We start from the raw sequence: 25,581 nt of genomic DNA, 5'->3' as shown, positions 1-25,581 counted from the left end.
CCAACTGCTGGCCGACAACCGGTAGTCAGACCCGGTACATCTTCACGCTGCCCAGCCCGTCGACCCACACCCTCACGCGGGATCCACATCTTGATCGAACTCACGGCGGCCCGCATCGCAGCTCAACCTCGGCAGCGAGATCTCCGCCTGTGCATGCCGTTCCGCCGGCAACACCATGGTCGTCAAATCCACGCCGATCGCGGCCCGCACACGCCAATTGCGTCCTGTCCCCAGGGTGATCCCTCGGGGACAGGACGCTTCTGGCCTTGCTGGCGCGGCCCGCAGGCCGCGTCATTCAGATCAGCCAACGGTGGCGCTGCACGAACCGAAGCCGGGCCCACTGCCGGCCCAACCCCCAGACGTGGCCGGCGTAGGTGGCGGCGAGCACGATCAGCACCGCGACGTAGATGAAGTGGTAGTCCGTCAGCGGGTTGGTGGACGCGCTGGGCGTCCCGGTCGCGGTGTGGCGGGCCAGCGGGAACTCACCGAACCACATCATCGTCATGATCAGCGTACCGGCGGTGGCAGCGGCGCGCAGCCCGACGCCGACGATCAGTGCCACCCCGACGCCGAGCATGCCGAGCATGAACAACCAGTCCGCCCACCATGTGCCGGCGATCGTGTGGTACGCCGACTGGAACGGTCCGACGTCCACGGAGGCCAGGAAGCCCTTGGTCGGCGAACCGCCGTGGATCCACGACTTTGCCGAGGTCGTCGAGTAGCCCAGCCCGAACGTCTTGTCGAGGAACGCCCAGAGGAAGACGAACCCGGTGGCGACCCGCAGCACGGCGAGCGCCTTGGCCGCCGTGGTGGTCAGCAGTGAGCCGGGGGCCTGGGCCTGTTCCAGGGTGTGTGCCGGAGTGTGGTTGGTGGGGGCGATGCTCATGTCGTCCTCCTCTGTCGCGATCTCTTCTGTCGCCTCTCAGCCTGCTCGACGCGGCGGATTCGGGTCAGGGCCCGACCGCCCTCGCGGCCGGGACCAAAGTCCCGGGTTCGCCCGGGCCGTGCGGCAGCGTTGTGACGACCTACCCGGACGCTGTGCGGCGTTCAGGTTCGTATCAACGCCAGGCCGGCGATGCCGACGGCGTAGAGAACGAGTACGGCGATCGAGTCCGGGCCCATGCGCAGCCACTGCCGGCGCGGCCGGAATATCAGGCCGATGAGGTAGACGATGGTGAGCAGGCCGCCGAGGGCGGTGAGGTAGATGTCGCTGTGGTGGGCCGCGGGCAGCACTGCCTTCCCGGACAGCACGGTGGCGAGCAGGAACAGCACCGGCAGGAACGCGTTTCCGCCGAGGATGTCGCTGACGGCGAGTTGGTAGTCACAGAGTCTGGTGGAGGTGAGCCCGGTGGTGACCTCGGGCAGGGCCGTGGCGGCCGCGAGCACGGTGGCCCCGAAGACGACCCCGGACAGGCCGAGGCGACCGAACAGCACCTCTCCGGAGCGGGTGGCGAACACACCGGCAACCAGGGTTGCCGCCGCCCCGACGCCGAAAACCAGCGCCGCCCTACCGAGGCTCGTTTTCTGTAGCCGGGCCCTCTTCGCCTGCGCCGCCTGCGTTTCGCCGCCGTTCTCCGGGCTTTCGCCGGCATTTCCGCCTCCCGGCCAGGGCAGCCCGCGTCGGGCTTTACGCACCAGGGTCAGCCCGATGATCCAGAGCAGGACGATGAGTATCACACCGGGGGTAAGGCGCGCGACGATCAGAGACTCGGGCAGCTGGGTGGCCATCACCACCACCGTCAGCATCGCCAGCACCAGGGCGCATTCGAGCACCAGGGTGAGCGACGCCGCGAGGTAGGTCAGCGGCCTGCGGGGCCGTACGCCGACCGCGTCCAGCAAAGCGAGCACCGCAGTCTGGATGGCGATGCCACCGAGGATGTTGCCCACGGCGATGCCGACCTGGTGTGACAGGGCGGCGCTCGCGGTGATCGCGACCTCAGGCAGGTTGGTGGCGATGGCCAGCAGGATGACGCCACCCAGCGCCTCCCCGAGGTGCAGACGGTGGCAGAGCACGTCCGTGCTGTCCGACAGGAAGATGCCGGCACCCCAGATCACGCTGGCGCTGCCCAGGAAGATCACCAGCAGCAGCGGCGAGGAGAGCGCGTTCACTGTGTCCTCCCCGCTCTGGTGCCGGCCGGCCGCGTCCTTCATGCGGTGACAGGCTACGGCGACGCTGACCGGCCGGGAGTCACGTTCCAGGAACCACGGCTCTCCTCTTCGAGCTACTGCTTCGTGATTGCGGCGGCGCGGCCGGCCTCCAGCCGGGCCACTGGGATCCGGAATGGTGAGCAGGACACGTAGTCCAGACCCGCTTGGTCAAAGAAGCGCACTGAATCAGGATCGCCGCCGTGTTCGCCGCAGACCCCGATGGTCAGGTGTGGGCGCGCGGTACGGCCCTCGGCGACCGCGATGCGGATGAGCCGACCGATTCCGATCTTATCGATGGTTTCGAACGGGGACACTCCGAAGATGCCCAAGTCGAGGTACCGGGGGAAGAAGGCGGCCTCCACGTCGTCGCGGGAGAAGCCCCAGCCCATCTGTGTCAGATCGTTGGTGCCGAAGGAGAAGAAGTCGGCGGCTTCGGCGATCTCACCGGCGGTCAACGCGGCTCGGGGAACTTCGATCATGGTGCCGATCGGAATATGCGGGGCATTCTCCACTTCGGCGAGAACGCGTTGCGCCTCGGCACGTACCGCCTCCAGTTCCTGCACGGCACCGACGAGCGGGACCATGACTTCCGGCCGGGGGTCGCCGCCGGCCGCGACCCGCGCCGCGGCGGCTTCGGCGACGGCGCGAACCTGCATGGCGAACAGGCCGGGGATGACCAGCCCGAGGCGCACTCCGCGCAGTCCAAGCATCGGATTCTGTTCGTGCATCCGGGACACGGCGTCTAGCAGAACCGCCTCGTGTCCGGGATCCCTGCCCTCGGCACGGGCCGTCGCGACCTTGGCGGTCAGCTCGTGCAGGCTCGGCAGGAACTCGTGCAGCGGCGGATCGATGAGCCGGATCACGACCGGCAGGCCGTCCATCTCGGCGAGTATCCGTTCGAAGTCGTCGCGCTGCAGCGGTAGCAGGGCGTCCAGCGCGTTCTGCCGCTCACGGTCGGTCTCGGCGAGGATCAGCCGTTCTACGAGGGCGCGGCGCGGGCCGAGGAACATGTGTTCGGTGCGGCACAGGCCGATGCCGGCGGCGCCCAGCCGACGGGCGCGGGCGGCGTCGGCGGGAGTGTCGGCGTTGGCGAACACACGCAGCCGCCGCCGGTAGTCGGCGTGGCGCAGCAGCCGGTCAACGGCAGCGGTCAGCGGGTCTGTGGCGGCCTCCGTCGGGTGCTCCGTGAGGTGCCGTAGTACCGGCGACGGCCGAACCGGCACCTCACCGAGGTAGACCTTGCCCGTGCCGCCGTCGATCGAGATCAGGTCACCTTCGCGGATGACGGTGCCGCCCACCACGAGCTGTCCGGCGTGCAGGTCGATGTCGAGGGCCTCTGCTCCACAGACGCAGGTCTTGCCGAGGCCGCGGGCCACGACGGCCGCGTGGCTGGTCTTGCCGCCACGCGAGGTGAGGATGCCCTGGGCGGCGATGATGCCGGGCAGGTCATCGGGATTGGTCTCCAGCCGTACCAGGATGGTGGGGGTGTTCGCGGCGGCCGCACGGTGCGCGTCGAAGACCACGTGCCCGACGGCGGCGCCAGGCGATGCCGGGACACCGGTGGCGAGTGGTGCCGGAGCGCGCTCCAGGTCGAACGTCGGGAACATCAGCTGCATGAGCTGCGCGCCGGTGACCCGGCGCAGCGCCTCATCGGGGTCGATGGCACCCTCGTCGATGAGTTGACTGGCGATGATGAACGCCGCGGCGGCGGTTCGCTTACCGACGCGGGTCTGGAGCATCCACAGCTTGCCCCGCTCGATGGTGAACTCAATGTCGCACAGGTCGCGGTAGTGGTGTTCCAGACGCTCCATAATGGAAACGAGCTCGATGAAGTTGCCCCTGTCAAGCTGCGCGAGTTGAGACAGGGGCATGGTGTTGCGGATGCCGGCGACGACGTCCTCACCCTGGGCGTTGGGCAGGTAGTCGCCGTACAGGCCGCGCCCCCCGGTGGCCGGGTTGCGGGTGAACGCCACGCCGGTGCCCGAGTCCGCGCCCAGGTTGCCGAAGACCATGGACATGACGGTGACCGCGGTTCCCAGATCGGCGGGGATGCGTTCCTGCCGGCGGTACACCACGGCGCGATCAGAGTTCCAGGAGTCGAACACCGACCGGATCGCCAACTGCAGTTGCTCGTGGGGCGCCTGTGGGAAGTCCCGCCCGGTGTGATCGGCGAAAATCTTCTTGTACCGCTCGACCACGGTTCGCAGGTCGTCGGCGGACAGGTCTTGATCGCTGGTGACCCCCTTGGCCTGCTTGCCCTCTTCGAGCGCCTGCTCGAAGTGTTCGTCGGCGACGCCGTACACGGTTTTGCCGAACATATGGATGAGGCGGCGGTATGAGTCGAACGCGAACCTTTCGTCGCCGGTGTGTCGCACCAGTCCGACCACGGACGCGTCGGTCAGTCCGACGTTGAGGATGGTCTCCATCATGCCGGGCATCGAGAATCTGGCCCCGGAACGGACGGAAACCAGCAGTGGGTCCGCGGGGTCGCCCAGCGAGCGCCCGGTGCGGGCCTCCAGTTCCCGCAGGTGCACTCCGAGCTGTTCGGCCAGTTCGGCCGGCTCGTGACCGGTGGACAGGTAGGCGCGGCAGGCGTCCGTGGTCACCACGAAACCTGGAGGCACCGGCAGACCCATTCTGACCATCTCGCACAGGTTGGCGCCCTTGCCACCGAGCAGGTCACGCATGTGCTTGTCACCCTCGGCGAAGGTGTACACGTACTTCGGCATCATGGTCGCCTCCAGGTCTGGTACCAGTAATCGATGCCCACACTTGTTGGTAGCGCTGAAAATGAAGTGTCGGCAGAGTCCAAGGTTGTTCTGGCCGGGACCTTCGGCACGTCAGCAGACTGTCAGCCCCTGCTCGGCGAACTGGCCGCGGACTCGGGACAGCAGAGCCTCGTCCGGCGGTTGGGTGTCGGCCAGTGGAAACGGAATGCCCAGCACTTGATACTTGGCGACGCCGAGGCGGTGAAAGGGCAGCACCTCGACCCGCTGCACGGTGGGCAGCAACGCGGCGAACCGGGCGATGCCCTCCACATTGGACGGCCGGTCGGTCAGGCCGGGCACGAGCACGAATCGGAGCCAGATCGCGGTGCCGCGTTCGGCAAGCCGGCGGGCAAACCGCAGGGTCGGCGCTACTTCGCGGCCGGTCACCTGCCGGTAGGTGTCGGGATGCCAGGACTTGACGTCGAGCAGGACAAGGTCGGTCGCCGCCAGCAGGGCATCGTCGGCCCGATCGCCCAGGAACCCGGAGGTGTCCAGCGCGGTGTGCAGCTGACGCTGCTTGGCCGCAGCCAGCAGTTCGGTGGTGAACCGCGGCTGTAGCAGGGGTTCGCCGCCGCTGACCGTGAATCCGCCGCCGGCGGCCCGGATGAACTGGGTGTACTTGTCCACCTCGGTCATGACATCGTCCACGCTGGACAGTTTCCCGTTGCGCAGGTTCCAGGTATCTGGGCTGTGGCAGTACAGGCAGCGCAGCGGGCATCCAGCCAGGAACGCGACGAACCTGGTGCCCGGACCGTCCACGCCGACGGACAGGTCATAGGAGTGGAAGCGGCCGTACATCACAGACCACCGTGGAAGGTCCGGGAGATCACATCACGCTGCTGCTCGGGAGTCAGCTTGACGAAGTTGACGGCGTAGCCGGAGACCCGGATGGTGAGGTTCGGGTACCGGTCCGGGTGGGCCATCGCATCCTGGAGGGTCGCCTTGTCCAGCACATTGACGTTCATGTGGTACCCGCCGGCCTCGGTGTAACCATCGAGGACTCCAACCAGACTGGTGATGCGGTCCTGGCGGGTGTGCCCCAGGCCGTCAGGGGTGACCGTGTTGGTCAACGAGATTCCATCGCGAGCCGACGGGTAGGGCAGCTTCGCCACCGACAGAGCGGCGGCCACCATGCCGTGGCGGTCCCGGCCGTTCATCGGGTTCGCGCCGGGTGCGAAGGGCTCCCCTGCCCGGCGGCCGTCCGGGGTGTTGCCGGTGTGCTTGCCGTAGACCACGTTCGAGGTAATGGTCAACACCGACAGCGTCGGCTCGGCGCCGCGGTAGTACGTGGGCTGGTTGCGCAGCTTTGACATGAACGTCTCGACCAGCCACACGGCGATCGCGTCGGCACGGTCGTCGTTGTTGCCGTACCGGGGAAACTCCCCATCGACGGCGTAGTCGACGGCCAGACCGGTGGCGTCCCGGGCCACCTTGACGGTGGCGTACCGGATCGCCGCGAGGCTATCGGCGGCCACCGACAGGCCGGCGATCCCGCAGGCGAGGAACCGGTGCACCGGATAGTCGTGCAGCGCCATCTCCAGGCGCTCGTAGGCGTACCGGTCGTGCATCGTGTGAATGACGTTCAACGCGTCCACGTACGTGGCGGCCAGCCAAGCAAGTACCCGGTCGAACGCGGCGACGACCGTGTCGTAGTCGAGGATGTCGTCCTCGATCGGCGCGAAGGCCGGTGTCACCTGCGCGCCGGTGATCTCGTCGCGACCGCCGTTGATGGCGTACAGCAGTGCCTTGGCGAGATTGGCGCGCGCGCCGAAGAACTGCATGTCCCGGCCCATCCGCATGGCCGACACGCAGCACGCGATGGCGGTGTCGTCACCGAGGTACGGGCGCAGCAGGTCGTCGTTTTCGTACTGGATTGCGCTGGTGTCCAAAGACAACTGGGCGCAGAACCGCTTGAACCCGTCGGGCAGCCGCGGCGACCACAGGACCGTGAGGTTCGGTTCCGGTGCTGGGCCGAGGTTGTAGAGCGTCTGCAGGTACCGGAAGCTGGTCCGGGTCACCAGCGGTCGCCTGTCCGCGCCGATACCACCGATGGCTTCGGTGACCCAGGTCGGGTCGCCGGAAAACAGCGCGTCGTACTCGGGTGTGCGGAGGAACCGCACCAGCCGCAGCTTGATGACGAAGTCGTCGATCAGCTCCTGGGCCTGGATCTCGGACAGAGCGCCGTCGGCCAGGTCACGCTGGAGGTAGATGTCCAGGAAGGTGGACGTACGCCCCAGCGACATGGCCGCACCGTTGGTCTCCTTGACCGCGGCGAGGTACGCGAAGTACAACCACTGGATAGCCTCGCGGGCGTCGTGCGCCGGCCCGGAAATGTCGAAGCCGTAGCTCGCGGCCATGATCTTGAGCTCGTCCAGGGCGCGCAGTTGCTCGGCCAACTCCTCCCGGTCGCGAATGATCGCCTCCGTAGAAGGCACTGCGTCGAGCCGGACCCGTTCAGCCTGTTTCGCCTGCACGAGCCCGTCCACCCCGTACAGCGCTACGCGCCGATAGTCGCCGATGATCCGGCCCCGGCCGTACGCGTCGGGCAGCCCGGTGATGATGTGCGAGCGGCGGGCCGCCAGGATCTGCGGGGTGTACGCGTCGAAGACCGCGTCGTTGTGGGTCTTGCGGTACCGGCTGAACGTCTCACGTACCACCGGGTCCAGCTCGTACCCGTAGGCCGCCAGCCCCTGCTCCACCATGCGCAGGCCGCCGGCGGGCATGATGGCCCGGCGCAGCGGCGCGTCTGTCTGCAGGCCGACGATCAGCTCGCGGCCCCGGTCAATGTAGCCAGGACCGAAAGCCGTGATGGTCGACGGGTGGTGGGTATCGACGTCGTAGATGCCGCGCGCCCGCTCCTCGGCGAACCGGCCGGCCAGGTCCTCCCACAGCGTGGCGGTGCGCTGGGTCGGGCCGGAGAGGAAGCCCCCGTCGCCGGTGTAGGGCGTGTAGTTGTGGCGGATGAAGTCGGCTACGTCGATGGCGGTGCGCCAGGTGGTGCCGGCGAAGCCGCGCCAGGCGTCACGCTCGGGCATGGTCCCCGCTCCTTTCCGGGTCGGGCTTGGCGAGCAGGGCGATGATGTCGCCACTGGTCAGCACACCAATCGGGTACAGGTCCGGATCGGCGACCACAACGGCGTCGCTGCCGCAGCGGCGCATGACCTTCGCGGCGGCCGCCACCGTCGCATCACGGTCGATCATCGGCGGCTCGTCATGACAGATCATGGCGACGGTGTGCCGGGCGAAAGCCATAGGCCGGTACGCCCACTCCGCGGCGAGCATCCGGTCGGTCACCATCCCCACACACCGGCCGTCGGCGTCGACCACGGCCAGGTGACGCACTCCCCCGCTGACCAGCGCCAGCAACGCATCCTGAAGGACGGTGCGTTCGGCAATCGCGAGGACCGGACGGGACATCAGCGTGGTCACCGTGACATATCTCAGGTCGCCACGGTGTACGGGTACTGGCGTGTGTCGATAGCCTACGGCCTGGTGAGTCCCGAACTGCATGACGCTCCCCCTTCTTCGCATCTCACCCGTACCGTGCGCCGACCTACACCAGTCCGGCAGGTCCTGCCGGCACGACCCCGCGGGCCGTTGGTCCCGGGACCTTCGGCCCGGGGCGATGGTCCCGGACGGAGACGGGACCTTGGGCGGGAACGGAACGGGGCCTTCGCCCGCTGCGCCGTGTCAGTGCTACCGACACGCTTTGCGGTGTGAGGCCCACCGACTACAGCGGGCCGCGACCGAGGAGGAACATCATGCGTAAGTCCCGCACCGTCGCCGGCATCCTGCTGGCGCTCGCTGCCCTCGCCCTGTTCGTGGCCGGCCCGATCATGGTCGCCGAAGGCGTGCACGGCCAGAACCAGGTCCGCACCCAGCTGACCAACCAGAAGATCACCTTCCCGGCCAAGGGCGACAAGAGCCTGCCGGCCAACCTCCAGTCCTACGGCGGCCAGACCGTCATCACCGGCCCCCAGGCCAAGGCGTACGCCGACATGGTCGAGGTGCACGTCCGCGAGACCACCGGCGGCAAGACCTACTCCGAGGTGTCCGCGGCGTGGATGGCCGGCGGGATGAAGGACGCCACCCTGGCCCAGCAGCGCCAGACCGCCTTCATGGGCGAGTCGCTGCGCGCCTCGCTGATGAGCGCCTACCAGGCATGGGAGCTGTCCTGGCTGGTCATCGGGCTGGGCGTCCTGCTGTTCGGGCTGAGCGTCGTGTTCGGCGCCACGGCGTGGGCGATCCGTCCGCAACGGGTCCGGGTGCCCGAATCCCCCGAGGTGCTCCAGCACCAAGAGCTGACCACGAGCTGACCACCGCTCCATACGGGCCGGTCGCCACGCGGCGACCGGCCCGGTCTTCGTGCACGGCGGTGACTAGGGGATTGGCCTGCGGATACGATGCTGTCGTGACCGAGGCTGCCGGACCGACCCCCGGCCCTGGCGACGAGTTCTGGAGTGCCCCGTCGCTGGGGCTCTCCCCACTGTCCCGGGTGCGGCTGGACGAACTGCTGACCGAGCTGCTCGACCGGGTCGGCGACGTGATGAACAGCCGAGAACGGCTGTCCGCGCTGTTGGAGGCGGTCGTCGGCATCGGTACCGACCTGGACCTGCACAGCACCCTGCAGCGCATCGTGGTCGCCGCCGTCCGGCTGGCCGGAGCCCGCTACGGCGCGCTGGGCGTGATCGGACCCGACCGGCGGCTGGTGGAGTTCATCACCGACGGGCTGACTGTGGAGGAGCACCGGCGCATCGGGGACCTGCCGACCGGCCGGGGTGTGCTGGGGCTGCTCATCGACGAGCCCCATCCGGTGCGGCTGCGCGACATCTCCCAGCATCCGCGCTCGTTCGGCTTCCCGCCGCACCACCCTCCGATGCGCAGCTTCCTCGGGGTACCGATCCGGGCCCGCGACCAGGTGTACGGCAACCTGTACCTGACGGAGAAACGCGACGCCGAGGAGTTCACGCCCGACGACGAGGAGATGATGGTCGCGCTGTCGGTGGCCGCCGGGGTGGCCGTCGACAATGCCCGGCTGTACGCGTCGGCCGGGTACCGGCAGCGCTGGCTGGAGGCGACGGCGGAGATCACCAACGTGCTGCTCGGCGAGGTGCAGCGCACCTCCGCGCTGGAGCTGGTGGCGCGCCGGGCGCGGGAGGTCTCCGGCGCGGCCATGGTCGCCGTGCTGCTGCACGACCCGGACACCGCCCGGCTGACCGTCGAGGTCGTCGAACCCGATCAACCGGACCTACACGGCTTGACCCTGTCCTCCGAAGACGGCGTGTTTGGAGCCGTCATCGTGGAAGGTCAAGCGGTGATCGTCGACGACCTGGGCGCCGCGGCCGACTGGCCGGTCGAGGTCGCCACCGGTGCCGCGATGATCGCTCCGCTGGCCGCTACCGGAACCGTGCAGGGCCTGTTGGCCATCGCCCACGCGCCCGGCGGTGACCGCTTCGACGACGCGGTGGACGTGAACCTGCTCACCACGTTTGCCGGTCAGGCCGCGCTCGCCCTGGAGCGGGCCCGCGCCCAGGAGGAACGGGAGTTGCTGGCGGTGCTGGAGGACCGTGAGCGCATCGCCCGGGACCTGCACGACGTGGTCATCCAGCGGCTGTTCGCCACCGGACTGCACCTGCAGTCCACCACGCGCCTGGCCCGGCCGGACATCGCCACCCGTATCGCCGGCGCGGTCGACGACCTGGACACGACCATCCGCGACATCCGCTCGGCCATCTTCGAACTGCGCAGCCCGGTCGCCACCACGCTGCGCGCCGAGATCCGCGCCACTGTGGATGCCGCCGCGGCCTCACTGGGTTTCCGGCCGGAGCTGCGGGTGGACGGACCGATCGACAGCGCTGTCCCCGACGAGATCCACCCCGACCTGGTCGCCGCACTGCGCGAGGCACTGTCCAATGTGGTCAAACACGCGCAGGCGACGCAGGTCGCCGTTCACGTCCAGCTGGCCGACGGCCGGATACGGTTCACCGTCGCGGACAACGGCGTCGGCTCCCCGTCCACAGTGGACCCGCGCAGCGGTCTGGTCAATCTTCGCGAGCGGGCGGCTCGCCACGGCGGCTGCGTCGACATCGAGGCGACCGAGCCGTCCGGGCTCACTCTACGCTGGACTGTGCCGCTGTAACGCCAAGGAAGGTCCCGCACCCGCCGGGACCTTCGGCCCTGCCGGCACCGGCCGCACCCCCGCGAGACTGGCCGCGTGACCACCACCGACATCCCGCCCGTCGCGGATCCCGAGCCAGGCTATGACGCCCTGGCCGCGGACGGCGCCATCGTCCGCATCCGACCTGTCACCACCACCGACGGCCCGGCCCTCGCCGAGCTGTACTACGGCGGCACCGCGGAGAGCCTCTACCGCCGGTTCTTGTGCGCCGGGCACGGCGGTGTGGCGGCCGAGGTGGAGCGACTGATCCGCCCGGCCGACGACCAGCACGCGGCACTGGTGGTGGTCGAAAGCGATCGGATCGTCGGCGTCGCCTCCTACGAGCGGCTGCCGCAACCCGATCGCGCCGACTTCGCCGTCTTCGTCGCGGACTCCGCGCACGGCCGGGGCCTGGGCACGCTCCTGCTGGAACGGCTGCGAGCGACCGCCCGCCGGCACGGTATAACCGCCTTACACGGCGACGTTCTGCCCAGCAACTCCCCCATGCTTCAGGTAGCCCACGATCTAGGCGAGCAACGTCTGCAGCTGCGCGACGGGCTGGTCGACGTCGACCTGCCCACCGACGACAACGGCGACGCGGCGCTGGACGACCGCGACCGGCAGGCCGAACGGCACTCGTTGACCCCGCTGCTGGCACCGCGCGCCGTGGCGGTGATCGGCGCCGGCCGTCGCCCGGGCGGCATTGGCCACGCCGTCCTCGCCGGACTGCGAGACGGAGGATTCACTGGCCCGGTCTACGCGATCAACCCGCGTGCCGATCAGATCGCCGATCAGCCCGCCTACCCGAGCGTGGCTGTGGCGCCGGGGCCGGTCGACCTGGCGGTCATCGCGGTACCCGCCCCGGCAGTGCCGGACGCCATCGCGGACTGCGCCGCGGCGAAGGTCCCGGCGGCCGTCATCCTCTCCTCCGGATTCAGCGAGGACGGACCCGCCGGCCGCGCCGCGCAGGCCGCGATTGTCCGCGCCGCGCGTGCCGCTGGCATCCGGCTGGTCGGCCCCAACTGCCTCGGCATCCTCAACACCGACCCCGCCGTGCGTCTGCAGGCCACCTTCGCCTCGGTCACGCCACCACCCGGGGGACTTGCGATCGCCTCCCAATCCGGCGCCGTCGGCATCACCCTGCTCGACCACGCCGCCCGCGCCGGCATCGGCCTGTCCGCGTTCGTGTCGCTGGGCAACAAGGCCGACGTGTCCGGCAACGACCTGCTGTCCTACTGGTACGACGACCCGGCCACCCGCGCCGTCGCCCTGTACCTGGAATCGCTGGGCAACCCGCGCCGCTTCGCCCGCATCGCCCGCGCCCTCGGTCGTCGCAAGCCCGTCCTGGTCGTCAAGAGCGGACGCACCGCCGCCGGCTCCCGCGCCGGCGCCTCGCACACCGCGGCCGCCGCCGCACCCGACGCCACCATCGATGCGCTCTTCGCCCAGGCCGGCGTCATCCGTTGCGACGGGCTCGGCGAGCTGCTCGACGCCGCCCGGCTGCTGGTCGACCAACCCTTGCCGGGTGGACCGCGGCTGGCCATCATCGGCAACGCCGGCGGCATCAACGTGCTGGCCACCGACGACGCCGACCGGGCCGGGCTCCGTGTCCCCGAGCTGCCAGTGCCGGTTCGCGCCGAACTCGCCGACCTCGCGCCGAACGCCTCCACCGTGGCCAACCCGATCGACCTCGGCGCGGCGGCCACCCCGGCCGCGATGGCCGGCGCCATCGAAGCGGTGGCCGACTCCGGTGCGGTCGACGCGATCCTGGTCGTGTTCGCCGCCACCCTCGCCAACGACGTGCCCGGGGTCGTCGCTGCCATCGCAGACGCGGCCGACCACACCGACCTGCCCGTGGCGACCGTGCTGTTGGGGGTACCCGAACCGGCCAGCAGTCTCGGCGCCCGCCGGGTACCCGTGTACCCGCTGCCGGAGCAGGCCGTCACCGCGTTCGGCCACGCCGCCGGGTATGCGAGCTGGCGACGCACCCCGCTCGGTGCCCGACCCGACCTGGACGGCATCGACGAGTCCGGCGCGCGGAATCTGGTCCGCGAGGCGCTGGCCGGCGGCGGGGGGTGGCAGCCACCCGAGTGCGCCACCGCACTCCTGACCCGGTACGGCATCCCGGTCGCGACCGGGCGCGTGGTCACCGACGCCGACGAAGCCGTACGGGCAGCCACTGAGTTAGGCTTCCCCGTCGTGCTCAAGGCCGCCGATCCGAGCCTCGTGCACAAGAGCGATGTCGGCGGGGTACGGCTGAACCTCACCGGCGAGGAAGCCGTCCGCGTCGCCTACCACGCCATCGCCGGCGCGCTGGGGGTAGCCGAGCCGCCGGTGCTGGTGCAACGGCAACTGCCGCCCGGCGTCGAACTGGTCGCCGGCATCGTCCACGATCCCCTGTTCGGCTCCCTGGTCATGCTCGGCATCGGCGGCGTACACACCGACGTGCTCGCCGACCGTGCGCTACGAGTACTACCGCTGACCGACACGGACGCCACCCGTATGTGGCAGGGACTGAAGGCGGCCCGGCTGCTGACCGGGTACCGGGGGGCGCCAGCCGTGGACACCGCGGCGGTGGAGGACCTGCTGCTGCGCCTGGGCCGGCTGGCCGAGGACCTGCCCGAGGTCGCCGAACTGGACCTCAACCCAATCCTCACCGATCCTGACGGTGTAGTCGCGGTCGATGTGAAGCTGCGCCTGGCACCCATCGGACAGGAACCCGATGCGGGCATCCGGGCGCTGCGCGAGCCGGCGTGACGGTGACGCCCGCAGACCAGTTGGGTGCGGACCTGGCACTCGAAGTCGAAGGGCTTGCCTGCCTAACTCTATCTATATAGAGTTATTGGCGTGACCCGTACTCGACGGCCCTCCGCGCAAACGGTCGCGGTCCTGCAGGCCCTGGCCGAACGGCCCGACGACTGGCACTACGGATACGACCTGTGTGCCCGCCTGGGCATGCCGGCCGGGTCGATGTACCCGATCCTGATCAGGTTGGCCGACCGGCGGCTGCTGGAGACCAGGTGGGAGTCGGAGTCGGTCTCCGGTCGCCCACCCCGGCACCTGTACCGGCTGACCGCGACCGGCCGCGCCTACGCCACCGCCAACGCCGCCGCGACCTCCACCACGATCCCGGCGACAACGAACGCCAGGCGTTCCGCCCCGCCACGACTCGGGAGCGCATGATGCCGGTTCTCCTGCTCATCGCGAGCATGGCTGTGGTCGCCGGGTTGTGGCTGAGGCGCGGGCGAAGCGACGGCGACACGCCGACACGGCTGGTCACGGCCGCGATACCGGCGCTTCCGGCGCACCGGCGCGAGTGGGGACAGGCCATGGTCGCCGAACTCGCCCAGGTTCACGGCCGTGCGCAGCGGTGGCGGTTCGCCGCAGGGGTGCTGCGGGTCGTGCTCTTCCCGCCGCCGCGACACCCTGGCCGGGCCCTACCGGTCGCCGCCGCCGGAGTGACGGCCGCGACCGTCGCCACGATTGCCGCCGTCCGGGAGGTGCCGAACCTGTCTGTCTTCGTCGCGACCCTGAGTCTGCTGCTGTGCGGGTACGCGACCGTGGCGGGGACCCGATCAGCGCGACCCCGCAGGTCGCTACCGCACGTGATCGTCGCCGCCATCGCGGTCATCGCCGCCACGGCGGCGGTCGCCACCGTCCTGCGCGTCGCGGTCACGCACCCGGCCGCAACCGCCGACCCCACGCATGTGTTCTCGGTACTGTTCGCTGCCCTGCTCACCGGCTACCTCGGGTTCGCGCTGGCCGCCCGCCGGCTCAGCGACGGCGCGGTGCCGTGGTGGGCGTTGGCCGCGACGTTGGCCAGCGGCGGCGCCTGGGCTCTCACCACCCTGGCCACATCGGCTGTCCCCGACGGCGTCAGCGCGTTCCTGTCCCCCGTGGCGACCGCTGCGACCCTGGCCGCCGCGATCGGCGCGTCCGCGACCGCCGCCGATCGCACGACCGGCGTCCGGGCCGGCGCGCTCACCATCGCCCTGAGCGCACCACTGCATTTCGCCGCCGGCATGACCGCACAGCTGCGTGTGCACCACGACACTCTGACCAACCCCTACGACATCGCCGCCTTCCCGCACAGCGGTTACCCGGACGCCGCCAGCTATCTCCTCAGCGACGCGATCGCCGGCGCGATCCTCACCGGCTTCGTCCTGTCCCCTATCGTCCTGGGCGTCCTGGCGCTGCTCGGCGCCGCGGCGGGCACCCGCCTGCGGCAGTTGGGCACCAGGAGCGCGCCCGGTCGGTGACCCGACCAAGCTCCTACCACGATCCGTTCATCTCAAGCAGAGCGGCCGTCTCCTGCGCGATGGCCCGCTCCTCGTCGGTGGGTACCACGCATACCACCACCCGACCGGTGTCCGGTGAAACGACTCGGGCACCGGTGCCGGACCGGTTGCGGGCGGGATCTACGACGATGCCCAGCGCGTCGAGACCGTCGAGGGACTGCTGCCGGACCTGGCCGCTGTGCTCGCCGACCCCGGCGGTGAAGACTACGGCGTCGAGCCGGCCCAGTACCGCATGATAGGCGCCGACGTAGTGGCGGATGCGGTGGCAGTACACGTCCAATGCCAGCGCGGCGTCCGGTTCGCCGGCGTCCGCGCGTGCCTGCACGACACGCAGGTCGTTGTCGCCGCACAGCCCGGCCAGCCCGCTGCGATGTTGGTATCGGTCCTCGATCTCATCCAGACTCAGACCGGACACCCGCGCCAGGTGGAACACCACGGCCGGGTCGATGTCGCCGGCGCGGGTCCCCATGACCAGACCCTCCAGTGGCGTCAGGCCCATGGATGTCGCCACACTGGCCCCACCCCGCACCGCCGTCGCGCTGGCGCCGTTGCCCAGATGTAGGACGATCAGGTTCAGCTGCGCCACCGGGCGGTCCAGCAACCGGGCGGTCGCGTCGACGACGTACCGGACCGAGATGCCGTGGAACCCGTACCGGCGGATGCCGTACCGGGACGCCAGCTCCTGATCCAGCGCATAGGTGTACGCGGGCGGCGGCAGGGTTGCGTGGAACGCGGTGTCGAACACGGCCACCGCGGGTGTGCCTGGCAGCGCGGCCCGGGCCGCCCGGATCCCCGCCGCGGCGGCCGGGTTGTGCAGCGGCGCCAGCCGGGCCAGCTCCTCGATCGCGCCGATCACCTCATCGTCGACCAATACCGGTGCCCGGAAGCGGTCGCCACCGTGCACCACCCGGTGGCCGGTCGCGGTGATGGTCTGCCCGGACAACCGCTCCACCACCGTCGCCACGGCGTGTGCGTGGTCGGTCGCGTCCCCGCCGGGCTCGCCGATGCGTTCGATCAGTCCGTGATCCAGATCGTCCGGCCGGTCTGGCGCGACGAGCCGGTACTTCAGCGACGACGAGCCGGCGTTGAGTACCAGCACCCCCGGGTTGTCCCCCACCGCGACCTCCTTCGCGAACCCTCACGACGACGATAAGGCCCGGGCGACCCGCCTCGCCCGGGTACGCCGACTCGGGCACCCGGGACCTTCGACCCTTCCAGATCCGACGCCGCGCGATCGACGCTGCACAGGTGGGGCGCGACCGCAGCAGAAATTCGCGGCGGCGTGCGACCGGCGCACCATGTCATGCCCGGAGCGGGCGACCACCTGCTGTTCATCGACCGGAGGAGTTCGCAATGCACATCGCCGACGGCACGCCCCTGACCGCCGGGGAGCTCAAGCGGATCGACGCCTACTGGCGGGCCGCCAACTACCTGTCGGTCGGCCAGATCTACCTGATGAACAACCCGCTGCTGCGCGAGCCGCTCCGTCCGGAGGATGTGAAGCCTCGCCTGCTGGGCCATTGGGGCACCACCCCGGGGCTGAACCTGCTCTACGCTCACCTGTCCCGGATCATCGCCGGGCGCGGTCAGGACCTGATCTACGTGACCGGGCCCGGGCACGGGGGTCCCGGACTGGTGGCCAACGCCTGGTTGGAGGGCACCTACAGCGAGGTGTATCCCCGGGTGTCCCGGGACGCGGCCGGCATGGCCCGGCTGTTCAAGCAGTTCTCCTTCCCCGGCGGCATCCCCAGCCATGTGGCGCCGGAGACCCCCGGGTCGATCCACGAAGGCGGCGAACTCGGCTACTCGCTGTCCCACGCGTACGGCGCCGCCTTGGACAACCCGGACCTCGTGGTCGCCTGCGTGGTCGGCGACGGCGAGGCGGAGACCGGGCCGCTGGCGACCTCGTGGCACTCCAACAAGTTCCTCGACCCGGCCCGGGACGGGGCCGTGCTGCCGATCCTGCACCTGAACGGCTACAAGATCGCCAATCCGACCGTGCTGGCCCGCATCGGCGACGACGAGTTGGACGCGCTGCTGACCGGATACGGCTACCGGCCCTATCTGGTTGAGGGGAACGATCCGGCGGCGGTGCACCAGTTGCTCGCCGCGACCCTGGACGAGATCTTCGACGAGATCGCGCGGATCCAGCGCGGTGCCCGCGAGGACGGCGTCGACCAGCGGCCGAAGTGGCCGATGATCGTGCTGCGTACCCCGAAGGGTTGGACCGGTCCGCGAGAGGTTGACGGCGTACCGGTGGAGGGCACCTGGCGGGCGCATCAGGTCCCGCTGTCCGCCGCGCGGGATGATGCCGAGCATCTGGAGATGCTGGAGCGGTGGATGCGGTCGTACCGTCCGGAGGAGCTGTTCGACGCCGACGGAGTGCCGATGGCATCCGTTGTGGACTGGCTGCCGGTTGGCGAATCCCGCATGTCCGCCAATCCGCACGCCAACGGTGGCCGCGTCCCGCGGGATCTGGAGCTGCCGGACTTCCGCGGGTACGCGGTCAAGCCCGGCGAGGTCGCGGAGGCCACCCGGGTCCTGGGCGGGTACCTGCGCGACGTGATGAGTGCCAACGAGCCGTACCGCAACTTCCGCGTCGTCGGTCCGGACGAGACCGAGTCCAACCGCCTGGGCGCCGTGCTCGACGTGACCGACAAGGTCTGGCAGGGTGGGATCGCCCCCGTCGATCAGCACCTCGGCCGGCACGGCCGGGTCATGGAGATGCTGTCCGAACATACCTGCCAGGGCTGGTTGGAGGGCTACCTGCTCACCGGGCGGCACGGGCTGTTCTCCTGCTACGAGGCGTTCGTGCACATTGTCGACTCGATGGTCAACCAGCACGCGAAGTGGCTGAAGGTGACCCGGCATCTGGCCTGGCGCAAGCCGATCCCGTCGCTGAACTACCTGCTCACCTCGCATGTGTGGCGCCAGGACCACAACGGCTTTTCCCACCAGGACCCTGGATTCATCGACCACGTCGTCAACAAGAAGGCCGAAGTGGTGCGGGTGTACCTGCCACCGGACTCCAACACGCTGCTGTCGGTCGCAGATCACTGCCTACGCAGCCGCAACTACGTCAACGTCATCGTCGCCGGCAAACAGCCCGCCCCCACCTGGCTGGACGCACACGAAGCGGAGATGCACTGCACCCGTGGGCTGGGCATCTGGGACTGGGCCTCCACCGACCATGGGGAACCCGATGTGGTTCTGGCCGCGGCCGGCGACGTGCCGACGATGGAGGTGCTCGCCGCCGCCGACCTGCTGCGCCGGGAACTGCCCGACCTTCGGGTACGCGTCGTGAACGTGGTCGACCTGATGCGCCTGGAACCGGACACCGAACACCCGCACGGGCTACCCGACGCGGAGTTCGATGCCATCTTCACCACCGACAAGCCGGTCATCTTCGCCTACCACGGCTACCCGTGGCTGATCCACCGGCTGACCTACCGGCGCACCAACCACCACAGCATCCACGTGCGCGGGTACAAGGAGGAGGGCACCACCACCACGCCCTTCGACATGCTGGTGCTCAACGACATGGACCGCTACCACCTCGTCATCGACGTCATCGACCGGGTGCCGGGCCTGGCCCGCCGCGCCGCGTCACTGCGCCAGCAGATGGTCGACAAGCGCGCCGAACACCGCGCGTACGTGCGGGAAACCGGCGAAGACCTGCCCGAGGTACGGGACTGGAGGTGGCCGGACCGGGGCTGAACCGCTCCGTCGACACTCGGGCCGCCCGCGAAGCGCGGGCGGCCCGGCGTGCTCACGACCACGGCACGGACCCGACGCCCTCGGCGGCGGGCCGAAAGTCCCGTTCGGTGGATCACAGCGACCCTGGCCGGCCGCGTCGCACCAGCCGAACCTGAAGGTGAAGGAAGGGAGGTCAACGATGACCAACACAACGACCGGCCCGGTGGTAGTGGGCTTCGACGGGTCCGACGACTCCCAGGCAGCGGTCGACCTGGCCGGCTGGGAGGCCACCCGCAGACAGCTTCCGCTGCGCCTGGTTCACGGGTTCCAGGCGGTGCCGCCGTACGGCGTTGCTGGCCTGGCCTACGACCCGCAGGTACCGATCCGTGACTGCCGGGCCATGCTCCAGGCCGAAGTGAGCCGGATCAGCGAGCAGCACCCCGACCTGACGATCACCACCGCGGTCATCGCCGGCTCACCGGCCGGCGTGCTGGTAGACGAATCGAAGTCCGCCAGCCTCGTCGTGGTCGGCTCACGCGGGCTCGGTGGCTTCATCGGCATGCTGGCCGGATCGGTCAGCGGCCAGGTCGCCGCACACGCGCACGCGCCGGTCATCGTCGTACGACCACCGGCAGACAAGGCCGCCAGGCCCCCGACCGTCGGTACCGGCCCGGTCGTGGTCGGCGTCGACGGTTCCACTGGGTCCACCGCAGCCGTGGGTTTCGCCTTCGACGAGGCGGCCGCCCGAGGCATCGACCTGATCGCCGTCTATGCCTGGGGCATCCTGCCCGCCGACGCCGGCGACGACGACCCGAACCGGGAGCAGCGAGCGGCGGAGGCCGCACTGGCCGAGACCCTGGCCCGGTGGGAGGACACCTACCCCGGCGTCCAGGTGCGACCCCGGGCCATCCACAGCCTGGTTCCGGTGCACACCATCCTTGACGAGTCCGACGGCGCCTCACTGATCGTGGTCGGGCCGCGCGGCCACGGCGGCTTCGCCGGGCTTCTGCTCGGTTCGGTCGGCGACGGCCTGGTCCGGCACGCACCCGTCCCGGTCGCCGTCGTGCACACCCCACCGTCCACCGTGGACTGACAGGAGGGACATCATGAGCACCTACCGCATCGTCGCGGGAGTCGACGGCTCCGCCGGCGGCGAACGGGCACTGCGCTGGGCGGTCCACGAGGCCGCCAGCCGCGGAGGCACCGTACAGGCGGTCACCGCCTACACCTTCGACAACATTGACCCGGCCAGCCTGGCCGGCCGCCAGCAGCATCAGGTGACGGTCGAGCAGATGCTGGGCGCACAGGTCGTGGCCGCGCTCGCCAACGACCCGAGGGTCGCGGTGACCACCCGGGTAGTCTTCGGCAACCCCACCGAGGTACTGCTGGACAGCGCCTGCGACGCCACCTTGTTGGTACTGGGAAGCCACGGCCACGGGCGCCTGTTCCACGCGGTACTCGGCTCGGTCGCCGATTCGTGCGTACGCCGCGCGACCTGCCCCGTCGTTGTGATACCGGTACCCCAAACCGAAAAGGTGCCGGCCGAGCCGGAACCGAACGGGATGCCCAGCGCGATCCTGTGAAGCATCAACGGTGCGCCGGCGGGGGCAGCGCACCGTACCGCGACTACCGGACGGAGGAACACCGTGACCGCGTTGGACCACATGGGACGAGGCACCGCTGTCCGACGGGCCTACGTTCCGTCCTCGTCAGCGCCCACCTCCAGAGCAATGCGGATATGTCTGGAGGCGGCAAGCGCGGCGCCGTCGATCCACAACACCCAGCCGTGGCTTTTCCGGCTGCGGGACGGGGGGATCGACATCCTCGCCGACCGACGCCGGCGCCTGGAAGTCATTGACCCACAGGGGCGCGAGCTGCTGATCAGCGTAGCCGCCGCAGTCCTCAACGCACGGGTCGCGATGCTCGGCTGCGGTTGGGTGCCGATCCTGCGCGTGTTCCCGAACGCGGCCCAACCCGACCTCGTCGCCCGGATAACTCCCGGACCGGCCGCGGCGCCCGATCCCACAGTACGGGCGCTGGCGGCGGCGATCGGTCGCCGGCGAACCAACCGGCGCCCGTTCAGCGACCTTCCCCTGCCCGATCCCGTCGTCACGGAACTCACCGCTGCTGCCGCCGCCGAGGGAGCCGTGCTGGCCACCGCCGACACCGCCGGGACAGAAGCCGTTCTGGCGCTGACCCGCACGGCCGACGAGTGGCAGCGAGCCGATCCGGCGTACCGCGAGGAGCTCGCCGCGTGGACTCTGCCACCGAGGGGACGCAGCGACGGCGTACCGGCGCAGGCGTTCGGGCCCCAGGACGAACGCGACACCCTTCCGATGCGCGATTTCGGGCTGGTCCAGCCGGACCTGCACCGACGGAACGCCAGGTTCGAACCGGATCCCACCCTGGTCGTGCTGAGCACCGAAGGGGACGGGAGGCTGGCGTGGGTACGGGCCGGGCAGGCACTGCAACGAGTCCTGCTCACCGCGGCCGTGCGCGGCGTCGCGGCAGCACCCATGACCCAGGCCCTCGAAGAACCCCTGACCCGCCAGCTGATCAGCGATCAGGCGCACAACCAGTACGCCCAGGTGATCCTGCGTCTGGGTTATGGGCGCGCGACCGCTGCCTCGCCACGCCGCCCGCTTGCCGAGACGCTGATCGCCGAGCCGCGATCCGCCGCCTGCCGGAGCGATGTCCCGTCGTGACGGGACCTCCGGCCCTGCTGGACACCCCCGCCGATCGGTCAGAGTGGGGCGGTCAGCGAGATAAGGAGCCGCAGATGCTTACCACGACCAGTCAGCCGGACGTCGACCAGACCGGTACCGACATGCGCGAGGCGGCGGTAGTCGCCGGACTCGCCCCGTCGATTCACAACACCCAGCCGTGGCGCTGGCGGATCAGGCCCGCCGCGCTGGAACTGTGGGCCGACCGCACCCGGCAGCTGCCGGCCAGCGACCCGGACGGCCGGATGCTGACGATCAGCTGCGGCGCGGCCCTGCACCACGCCCGCATCTACCTGGCCGCGCAGGGCTACCGCACGCTGGTTCTGCCGTACCCCGACCCGGACTATCCTGACCACGTCGCCCACCTCGGCATCATCGGGCGCACCCCGGTCACCGACGCCGCAACCCGCCGGTGCCAGGCCGTCGCGCTGCGACGCACCGACCGGCGTCCGGTGCTCCCGCGCCTCATTGACGACAAGGCGTTCCTGGCCCTCAGCATGGCCGCCCAGGCCCAGGGCTGCTACCTGCATCCACTGCGCCGCGACCAGGTGATCGAGCTAGCCTCGACGGTCGCCCACGCCCAGGACGCCCAGCTGGCCGACGACGCCTGGCGCGACGAGCTGGCCACTTGGGCCGGCGGCACCAGACCGGACGGTACCGGCATCCCCGACGCAAACATCCCGGACAGGCAGCCGCAGACCACCGTCGCGCAACGCGACTTCGACCGTCCCGGCACCCTGCACATCGGGAACGAGCACGACACCGCGGCGACCTACGCCATCCTCTACGGCGAGCAGGACGACCGTTTGGGCTGGCTCGACGCCGGTCAGGCGCTGTCGGCACTGTGGCTGGCCGCCACCGTATGGGACGTGTCAGTCATGCCACTGTCCGCGCCGATCGAGATCCCGTCCACCCGGCAGGCGGTACGCGCCACGCTGTCCGGCATCGGCTACCCGTACCTGGTCCTGCGCTTCGGCACGACCGGCGACGGCAAGGGCCCGGCACCCACCCCCCGGATCCCACCCGACCGCATCATCACGACCGAAGACGAATAGCCACGCTGAGTCGGCCGAGGACCGCCACGCTCAGCCCTGCGCTGCCCAATGTCTGGGGCCGGGAAGCACCCCGGCCCCAGACGCGATGGGGCGGCCTCGTCACAGTCGTAGCGTTTCCGCGAAGACCCGTGCTGATGCGGCTCGATCTACCGTCCGCGACGGCTATGTTCTCGTGGTCAGCAGCCGGTTCTCGACCGCTATCACGCCCTCGACCTGACCGATCTCACTCGCGACGAGATCGATCAGGTCCTGATTGGACAGTTGCCCCCGAAGGGTCACCACCCCGTCGGTCACCTGCGCGTCCACCGATCCCGGCCCGAGCAGGAAGTCGCGGGCAAGCACGCCGTCGACGACGTCGGACTGGATAGAGCCGTCGTCGCGCAGAAACGTCCGCAGCACGTCGGAGCGGGCCACGATGCCCACCAGCACACCGAGTTCGTCGACGACCGGAAGCCGCTTGACATTCGCCGCACGCATCCGTCGCACGGCCTCGTCCACAGTGGTCGATGGCATCGCGAGTACCGGCGACTCGGTCATCAGGTCCCTCGCGGTCGACGCAGCCGGGCGGACGGATCTGGGCCACCACCACCGGCGGCGGGGGTTCGGGGCGAGCCGACGAATCAGGTCGGCCTCGGACACCACCCCGATCACCCGGTTCATCGCGTCCACGACCGGTACCCCGCCGATGCAGTGTTCGGTCAACAACGCGACCAGCTGCCGGTAGCTCGCGTTCCCCGGAGCGGAGATCACTCTGCTGGTCATGACATCGACGACGTGCGTGCGTGACATGGTTCTCGCCTCCATTGTCAGGATCGGCCCGTATCGGGCACGCAGTCAGGGTCGAAGGTCCCGTCCCGGGCGGATCCCTGAGAGGCCCTTCGGCGGCGAGAATGGACTTTCGGCCTTGGCCGACTCGTGCGCCGAGTACTTCGATGGAATGAGGAGAGCAGAAAGGAGAATGTCACAGCCACCTACCGAGACGGCGTCCTGGAAGTGACCGCGGCGCAGCCGACCGGCCGGCAAATCCCGATCGCATCGTAGATCCCAATGTGGTACCGGCATCCATCACGGGTGCCGGTACCACCGGTTTCTCCGGGTCCTCAAGGTGAGATTGTCTCGACGGTGCCTCTGGAGCCGGTCGACCGGCTCAGTTCCCGGGACAGTCGCCGAGTCAGGGTCGAGGTCCGGCCGAGCCGCGCCAGTCGTGGCGCCGGCACGACGAGCACGTCGCAACTCGCGTGCCGCAGGCAGTACCGCGCCACCCGGCCGCCGCGCCTGAGCCCTCGCCGGGTGCCCGCGCCCACCACGATCAGGTCGTTGTCGCGATCGGCGACAGAGATCAACGTCTGCCCGGGCTCCCCGGCCAGGACCAGCGGTCGTACCGCAACGTCCGCCGGCAGCCCGCCCATCGCCATGGCGAAGGCGTCGCGCAGCTCGGCCGTCACCTCCTGGGTGACCTCGTCGTAGAACTGCCAGATGGGCGGCCGACCCCATCCGGCGGGTTCCCGCCAGGACCGCACCGCCCACAACTGCGCGCCTGTCGATCGGGCTTCGGCGACCGATACGCGCAGGGCCTGCAGGCCGGACAGCGAGCGGGAGACACCGACGATCACGCGGGGCTTCCTCCGCTCATCCATGACTTCCTCCTCCCGTCCTCGACCGGGCCGCGCACCGGAACCCGCTCTACCGGATCGCCCGGCCGCGCCGTCGGCCGCACCGCCTCACGATGACACGGTCATCGCGAGGCGACGCCGAGCGGACCGCTCCACCAGAACCGGCACGAACTCCCGCACCCTCGCCGCCTCGAAATGTCCGTGAGCCTCCGCCACCGCGGCTTTCACCGCGGCCGGTGGCACCCGCCCGGCGAACTGTGCACACAGCGTTTCCGTCACTCGGGCGATCGCCAGCCTTTCGTAGCGGCCCTCATCCGACACCGCCGGTCGTCGACCGGACAACGTCGTCGTCATCGGGGGCTCCTGGCGATGTCGCGTGGTTCGGCGCTGAACAGGTGTCCGCGGTACCAACCGGTTCGCGTGGCCGCGTCATCGTCGATGTCGGCGGTGAGTTGATCGACCACATCGACGACACCGGGCACGGTGTGAGTCGCGTTGACCACGATGTGCCGGGTACTCGTCCGGTCGACGTGCCCGGTCAGGGTCACCACACCGGCGACGACCCGTGCCTCCACAGTGGACGGATCGATCCAGAAGCCACTCACCAGATGCGTGATGACATCGGCCCGGATGTCCGAATCCGGCCGGGCATAGGGGCGCACCAGATCCCGGCGCGACACGATGCCGACCAGCCGATCGGCGTCGTCCACCACCGGCAGGCGCTTGACCCGAGCGGCCTCCATCAGTCGAGCGGCACGGGCGATGGACGCGTCCGGCCGGATCGTCGTGGCCGGGCTGCTCATCAGATCCGCAGCGGTGTCCCCCAGGGCACGGCGGATGGTGTCCCTGCGCCGCGACAACAGCGGGTGCCTGCCGACCCGGTCCGGGTAGTTCAATTTGGGCAGCAGGTCGCTCTCGGACACCACGCCGAGCACGACCCCGTCGGGATCCACCACTGGTACCGCGCTGATGCCCCGCGCCACCAACAGATCGGCGATCCGCTTGTACCCCGTGTCCGCGCCCACGCTGACCACAGCGGTGGTCATCACGTCGACGACTCGCCATCTCTTCATGTCCGGCACCTCCGTCTCCTACCAGCACCAGCGTCGTCCGTCGGTCGGGA

General features: G+C 69.9%; 21 protein-coding genes. 10 read left to right on the top strand and 11 right to left on the bottom strand.

Annotation, left to right across the window (positions count from 1 at the left end; genetic code table 11):
- Positions 1 to 295: 295 nt before the first annotated feature.
- The 6 genes from Raf01_RS46125 to Raf01_RS46100 all read right to left on the bottom strand — a co-directional run bounded on the left by Raf01_RS46125 (position 296) and on the right by Raf01_RS46100 (position 8,333).
- A complete protein-coding gene (locus tag Raf01_RS46125; protein ID WP_203924516.1) occupies positions 296 to 886 on the bottom strand; it encodes a DoxX family protein in 591 nt (196 codons plus the stop codon).
- A gap of 161 nt (positions 887 to 1,047) precedes the next feature.
- The gene (locus Raf01_RS46120) at positions 1,048 to 2,151 is read right to left on the bottom strand and encodes a sodium:calcium antiporter (RefSeq protein ID WP_239134517.1); all 1,104 of its coding nucleotides are present in this window, start codon (positions 2,149 to 2,151) and stop codon (positions 1,048 to 1,050) included.
- Positions 2,152 to 2,222: 71 nt separating this feature from the next.
- A complete protein-coding gene (gene ppdK, locus Raf01_RS46115; protein ID WP_203924515.1) occupies positions 2,223 to 4,877 on the bottom strand; it encodes a pyruvate, phosphate dikinase in 2,655 nt (884 codons plus the stop codon).
- Between the two features lie 111 nt (positions 4,878 to 4,988).
- On the bottom strand, positions 4,989 to 5,714 hold the full coding sequence (gene pflA, locus Raf01_RS46110; protein WP_203924514.1) for a pyruvate formate-lyase-activating protein: 726 nt from the start codon (positions 5,712 to 5,714) through the stop codon (positions 4,989 to 4,991).
- Complete coding sequence (pflB, locus tag Raf01_RS46105) at positions 5,714 to 7,951, bottom strand: formate C-acetyltransferase (protein ID WP_203924513.1); 2,238 nt, start codon at positions 7,949 to 7,951, stop codon at positions 5,714 to 5,716. The genes pflA and pflB overlap by 1 nt, the downstream gene beginning before the upstream one ends.
- Positions 7,938 to 8,333: a CBS domain-containing protein gene (locus tag Raf01_RS46100; protein ID WP_203924512.1), complete on the bottom strand. Its 396-nt coding sequence runs from the start codon at positions 8,331 to 8,333 to the stop codon at positions 7,938 to 7,940. Before Raf01_RS46100 ends, pflB begins: the two co-directional genes overlap by 14 nt.
- Before the next feature lie 344 nt (positions 8,334 to 8,677).
- On the opposite strand from Raf01_RS46100, the gene Raf01_RS46095 reads away from it, so the two are divergent.
- The 5 genes from Raf01_RS46095 to Raf01_RS46075 all read left to right on the top strand — a co-directional run bounded on the left by Raf01_RS46095 (position 8,678) and on the right by Raf01_RS46075 (position 15,332).
- Entirely contained in the window at positions 8,678 to 9,232 is a 555-nt protein-coding gene (locus tag Raf01_RS46095; RefSeq protein ID WP_203924511.1) for a hypothetical protein, read from the top strand.
- A gap of 230 nt (positions 9,233 to 9,462) precedes the next feature.
- A complete protein-coding gene (locus tag Raf01_RS46090) occupies positions 9,463 to 11,055 on the top strand; it encodes a sensor histidine kinase (protein WP_203924520.1) in 1,593 nt (530 codons plus the stop codon).
- A 75-nt stretch (positions 11,056 to 11,130) separates the two neighbouring features.
- Positions 11,131 to 13,830: a bifunctional acetate--CoA ligase family protein/GNAT family N-acetyltransferase gene (locus tag Raf01_RS46085; RefSeq protein ID WP_239134516.1), complete on the top strand. Its 2,700-nt coding sequence runs from the start codon at positions 11,131 to 11,133 to the stop codon at positions 13,828 to 13,830.
- A 90-nt stretch (positions 13,831 to 13,920) separates the two neighbouring features.
- The gene (locus Raf01_RS46080; RefSeq protein WP_203924510.1) at positions 13,921 to 14,256 is read left to right on the top strand and encodes a PadR family transcriptional regulator; all 336 of its coding nucleotides are present in this window, start codon (positions 13,921 to 13,923) and stop codon (positions 14,254 to 14,256) included.
- Positions 14,256 to 15,332 carry a hypothetical protein gene (locus Raf01_RS46075; protein ID WP_203924509.1) on the top strand — a complete coding sequence of 359 codons (1,077 nt, stop codon included), beginning with the start codon at positions 14,256 to 14,258 and terminating at the stop codon, positions 15,330 to 15,332. The genes Raf01_RS46080 and Raf01_RS46075 overlap by 1 nt, the downstream gene beginning before the upstream one ends.
- A 13-nt stretch (positions 15,333 to 15,345) precedes the next feature.
- Here the strand turns inward: Raf01_RS46075 and Raf01_RS46070 are convergent, their stop codons facing one another.
- A complete protein-coding gene (locus Raf01_RS46070; RefSeq protein WP_239134515.1) occupies positions 15,346 to 16,488 on the bottom strand; it encodes an acetate/propionate family kinase in 1,143 nt (380 codons plus the stop codon).
- Between the two features lie 236 nt (positions 16,489 to 16,724).
- On the opposite strand from Raf01_RS46070, the gene Raf01_RS46065 reads away from it, so the two are divergent.
- From Raf01_RS46065 to Raf01_RS46045, 5 genes are all read left to right on the top strand, one after another.
- Positions 16,725 to 19,088, top strand: a complete 2,364-nt coding sequence (locus Raf01_RS46065) for a phosphoketolase family protein (RefSeq protein WP_203924508.1) — start codon at positions 16,725 to 16,727, stop codon at positions 19,086 to 19,088.
- 178 nt (positions 19,089 to 19,266) lie between these two features.
- Positions 19,267 to 20,160, top strand: a complete 894-nt coding sequence (locus Raf01_RS46060; RefSeq protein ID WP_203924507.1) for a universal stress protein — start codon at positions 19,267 to 19,269, stop codon at positions 20,158 to 20,160.
- Between the two features lie 13 nt (positions 20,161 to 20,173).
- Positions 20,174 to 20,650, top strand: a complete 477-nt coding sequence (locus Raf01_RS46055) for a universal stress protein (RefSeq protein WP_203924506.1) — start codon at positions 20,174 to 20,176, stop codon at positions 20,648 to 20,650.
- A gap of 147 nt (positions 20,651 to 20,797) precedes the next feature.
- On the top strand, positions 20,798 to 21,772 hold the full coding sequence (locus Raf01_RS46050; RefSeq protein ID WP_203924505.1) for an Acg family FMN-binding oxidoreductase: 975 nt from the start codon (positions 20,798 to 20,800) through the stop codon (positions 21,770 to 21,772).
- A 74-nt stretch (positions 21,773 to 21,846) separates the two neighbouring features.
- Positions 21,847 to 22,845: an Acg family FMN-binding oxidoreductase gene (locus tag Raf01_RS46045; protein ID WP_203924504.1), complete on the top strand. Its 999-nt coding sequence runs from the start codon at positions 21,847 to 21,849 to the stop codon at positions 22,843 to 22,845.
- Positions 22,846 to 23,007: 162 nt separating this feature from the next.
- Here the strand turns inward: Raf01_RS46045 and Raf01_RS46040 are convergent, their stop codons facing one another.
- From Raf01_RS46040 to Raf01_RS46025, 4 genes are all read right to left on the bottom strand, one after another.
- Positions 23,008 to 23,634: a CBS domain-containing protein gene (locus Raf01_RS46040; protein ID WP_203924503.1), complete on the bottom strand. Its 627-nt coding sequence runs from the start codon at positions 23,632 to 23,634 to the stop codon at positions 23,008 to 23,010.
- A gap of 311 nt (positions 23,635 to 23,945) precedes the next feature.
- Positions 23,946 to 24,482: a universal stress protein gene (locus tag Raf01_RS46035; RefSeq protein WP_203924502.1), complete on the bottom strand. Its 537-nt coding sequence runs from the start codon at positions 24,480 to 24,482 to the stop codon at positions 23,946 to 23,948.
- 84 nt (positions 24,483 to 24,566) lie between these two features.
- A complete protein-coding gene (locus tag Raf01_RS46030) occupies positions 24,567 to 24,812 on the bottom strand; it encodes a three-helix bundle dimerization domain-containing protein (RefSeq protein WP_203924501.1) in 246 nt (81 codons plus the stop codon).
- Positions 24,809 to 25,531 carry a CBS domain-containing protein gene (locus Raf01_RS46025; protein ID WP_203924500.1) on the bottom strand — a complete coding sequence of 241 codons (723 nt, stop codon included), beginning with the start codon at positions 25,529 to 25,531 and terminating at the stop codon, positions 24,809 to 24,811. The genes Raf01_RS46030 and Raf01_RS46025 overlap by 4 nt, the downstream gene beginning before the upstream one ends.
- Positions 25,532 to 25,581 lie beyond the last annotated feature (50 nt).

Origin of the sequence: Rugosimonospora africana, assembly GCF_016862975.1 — a bacterium.
In the GTDB taxonomy this organism is placed as follows: domain Bacteria; phylum Actinomycetota; class Actinomycetes; order Mycobacteriales; family Micromonosporaceae; genus Rugosimonospora; species Rugosimonospora africana.
Note: the sequence above shows the minus strand (reverse complement) of the source record. Positions and strands in the feature narration are given on the sequence as shown.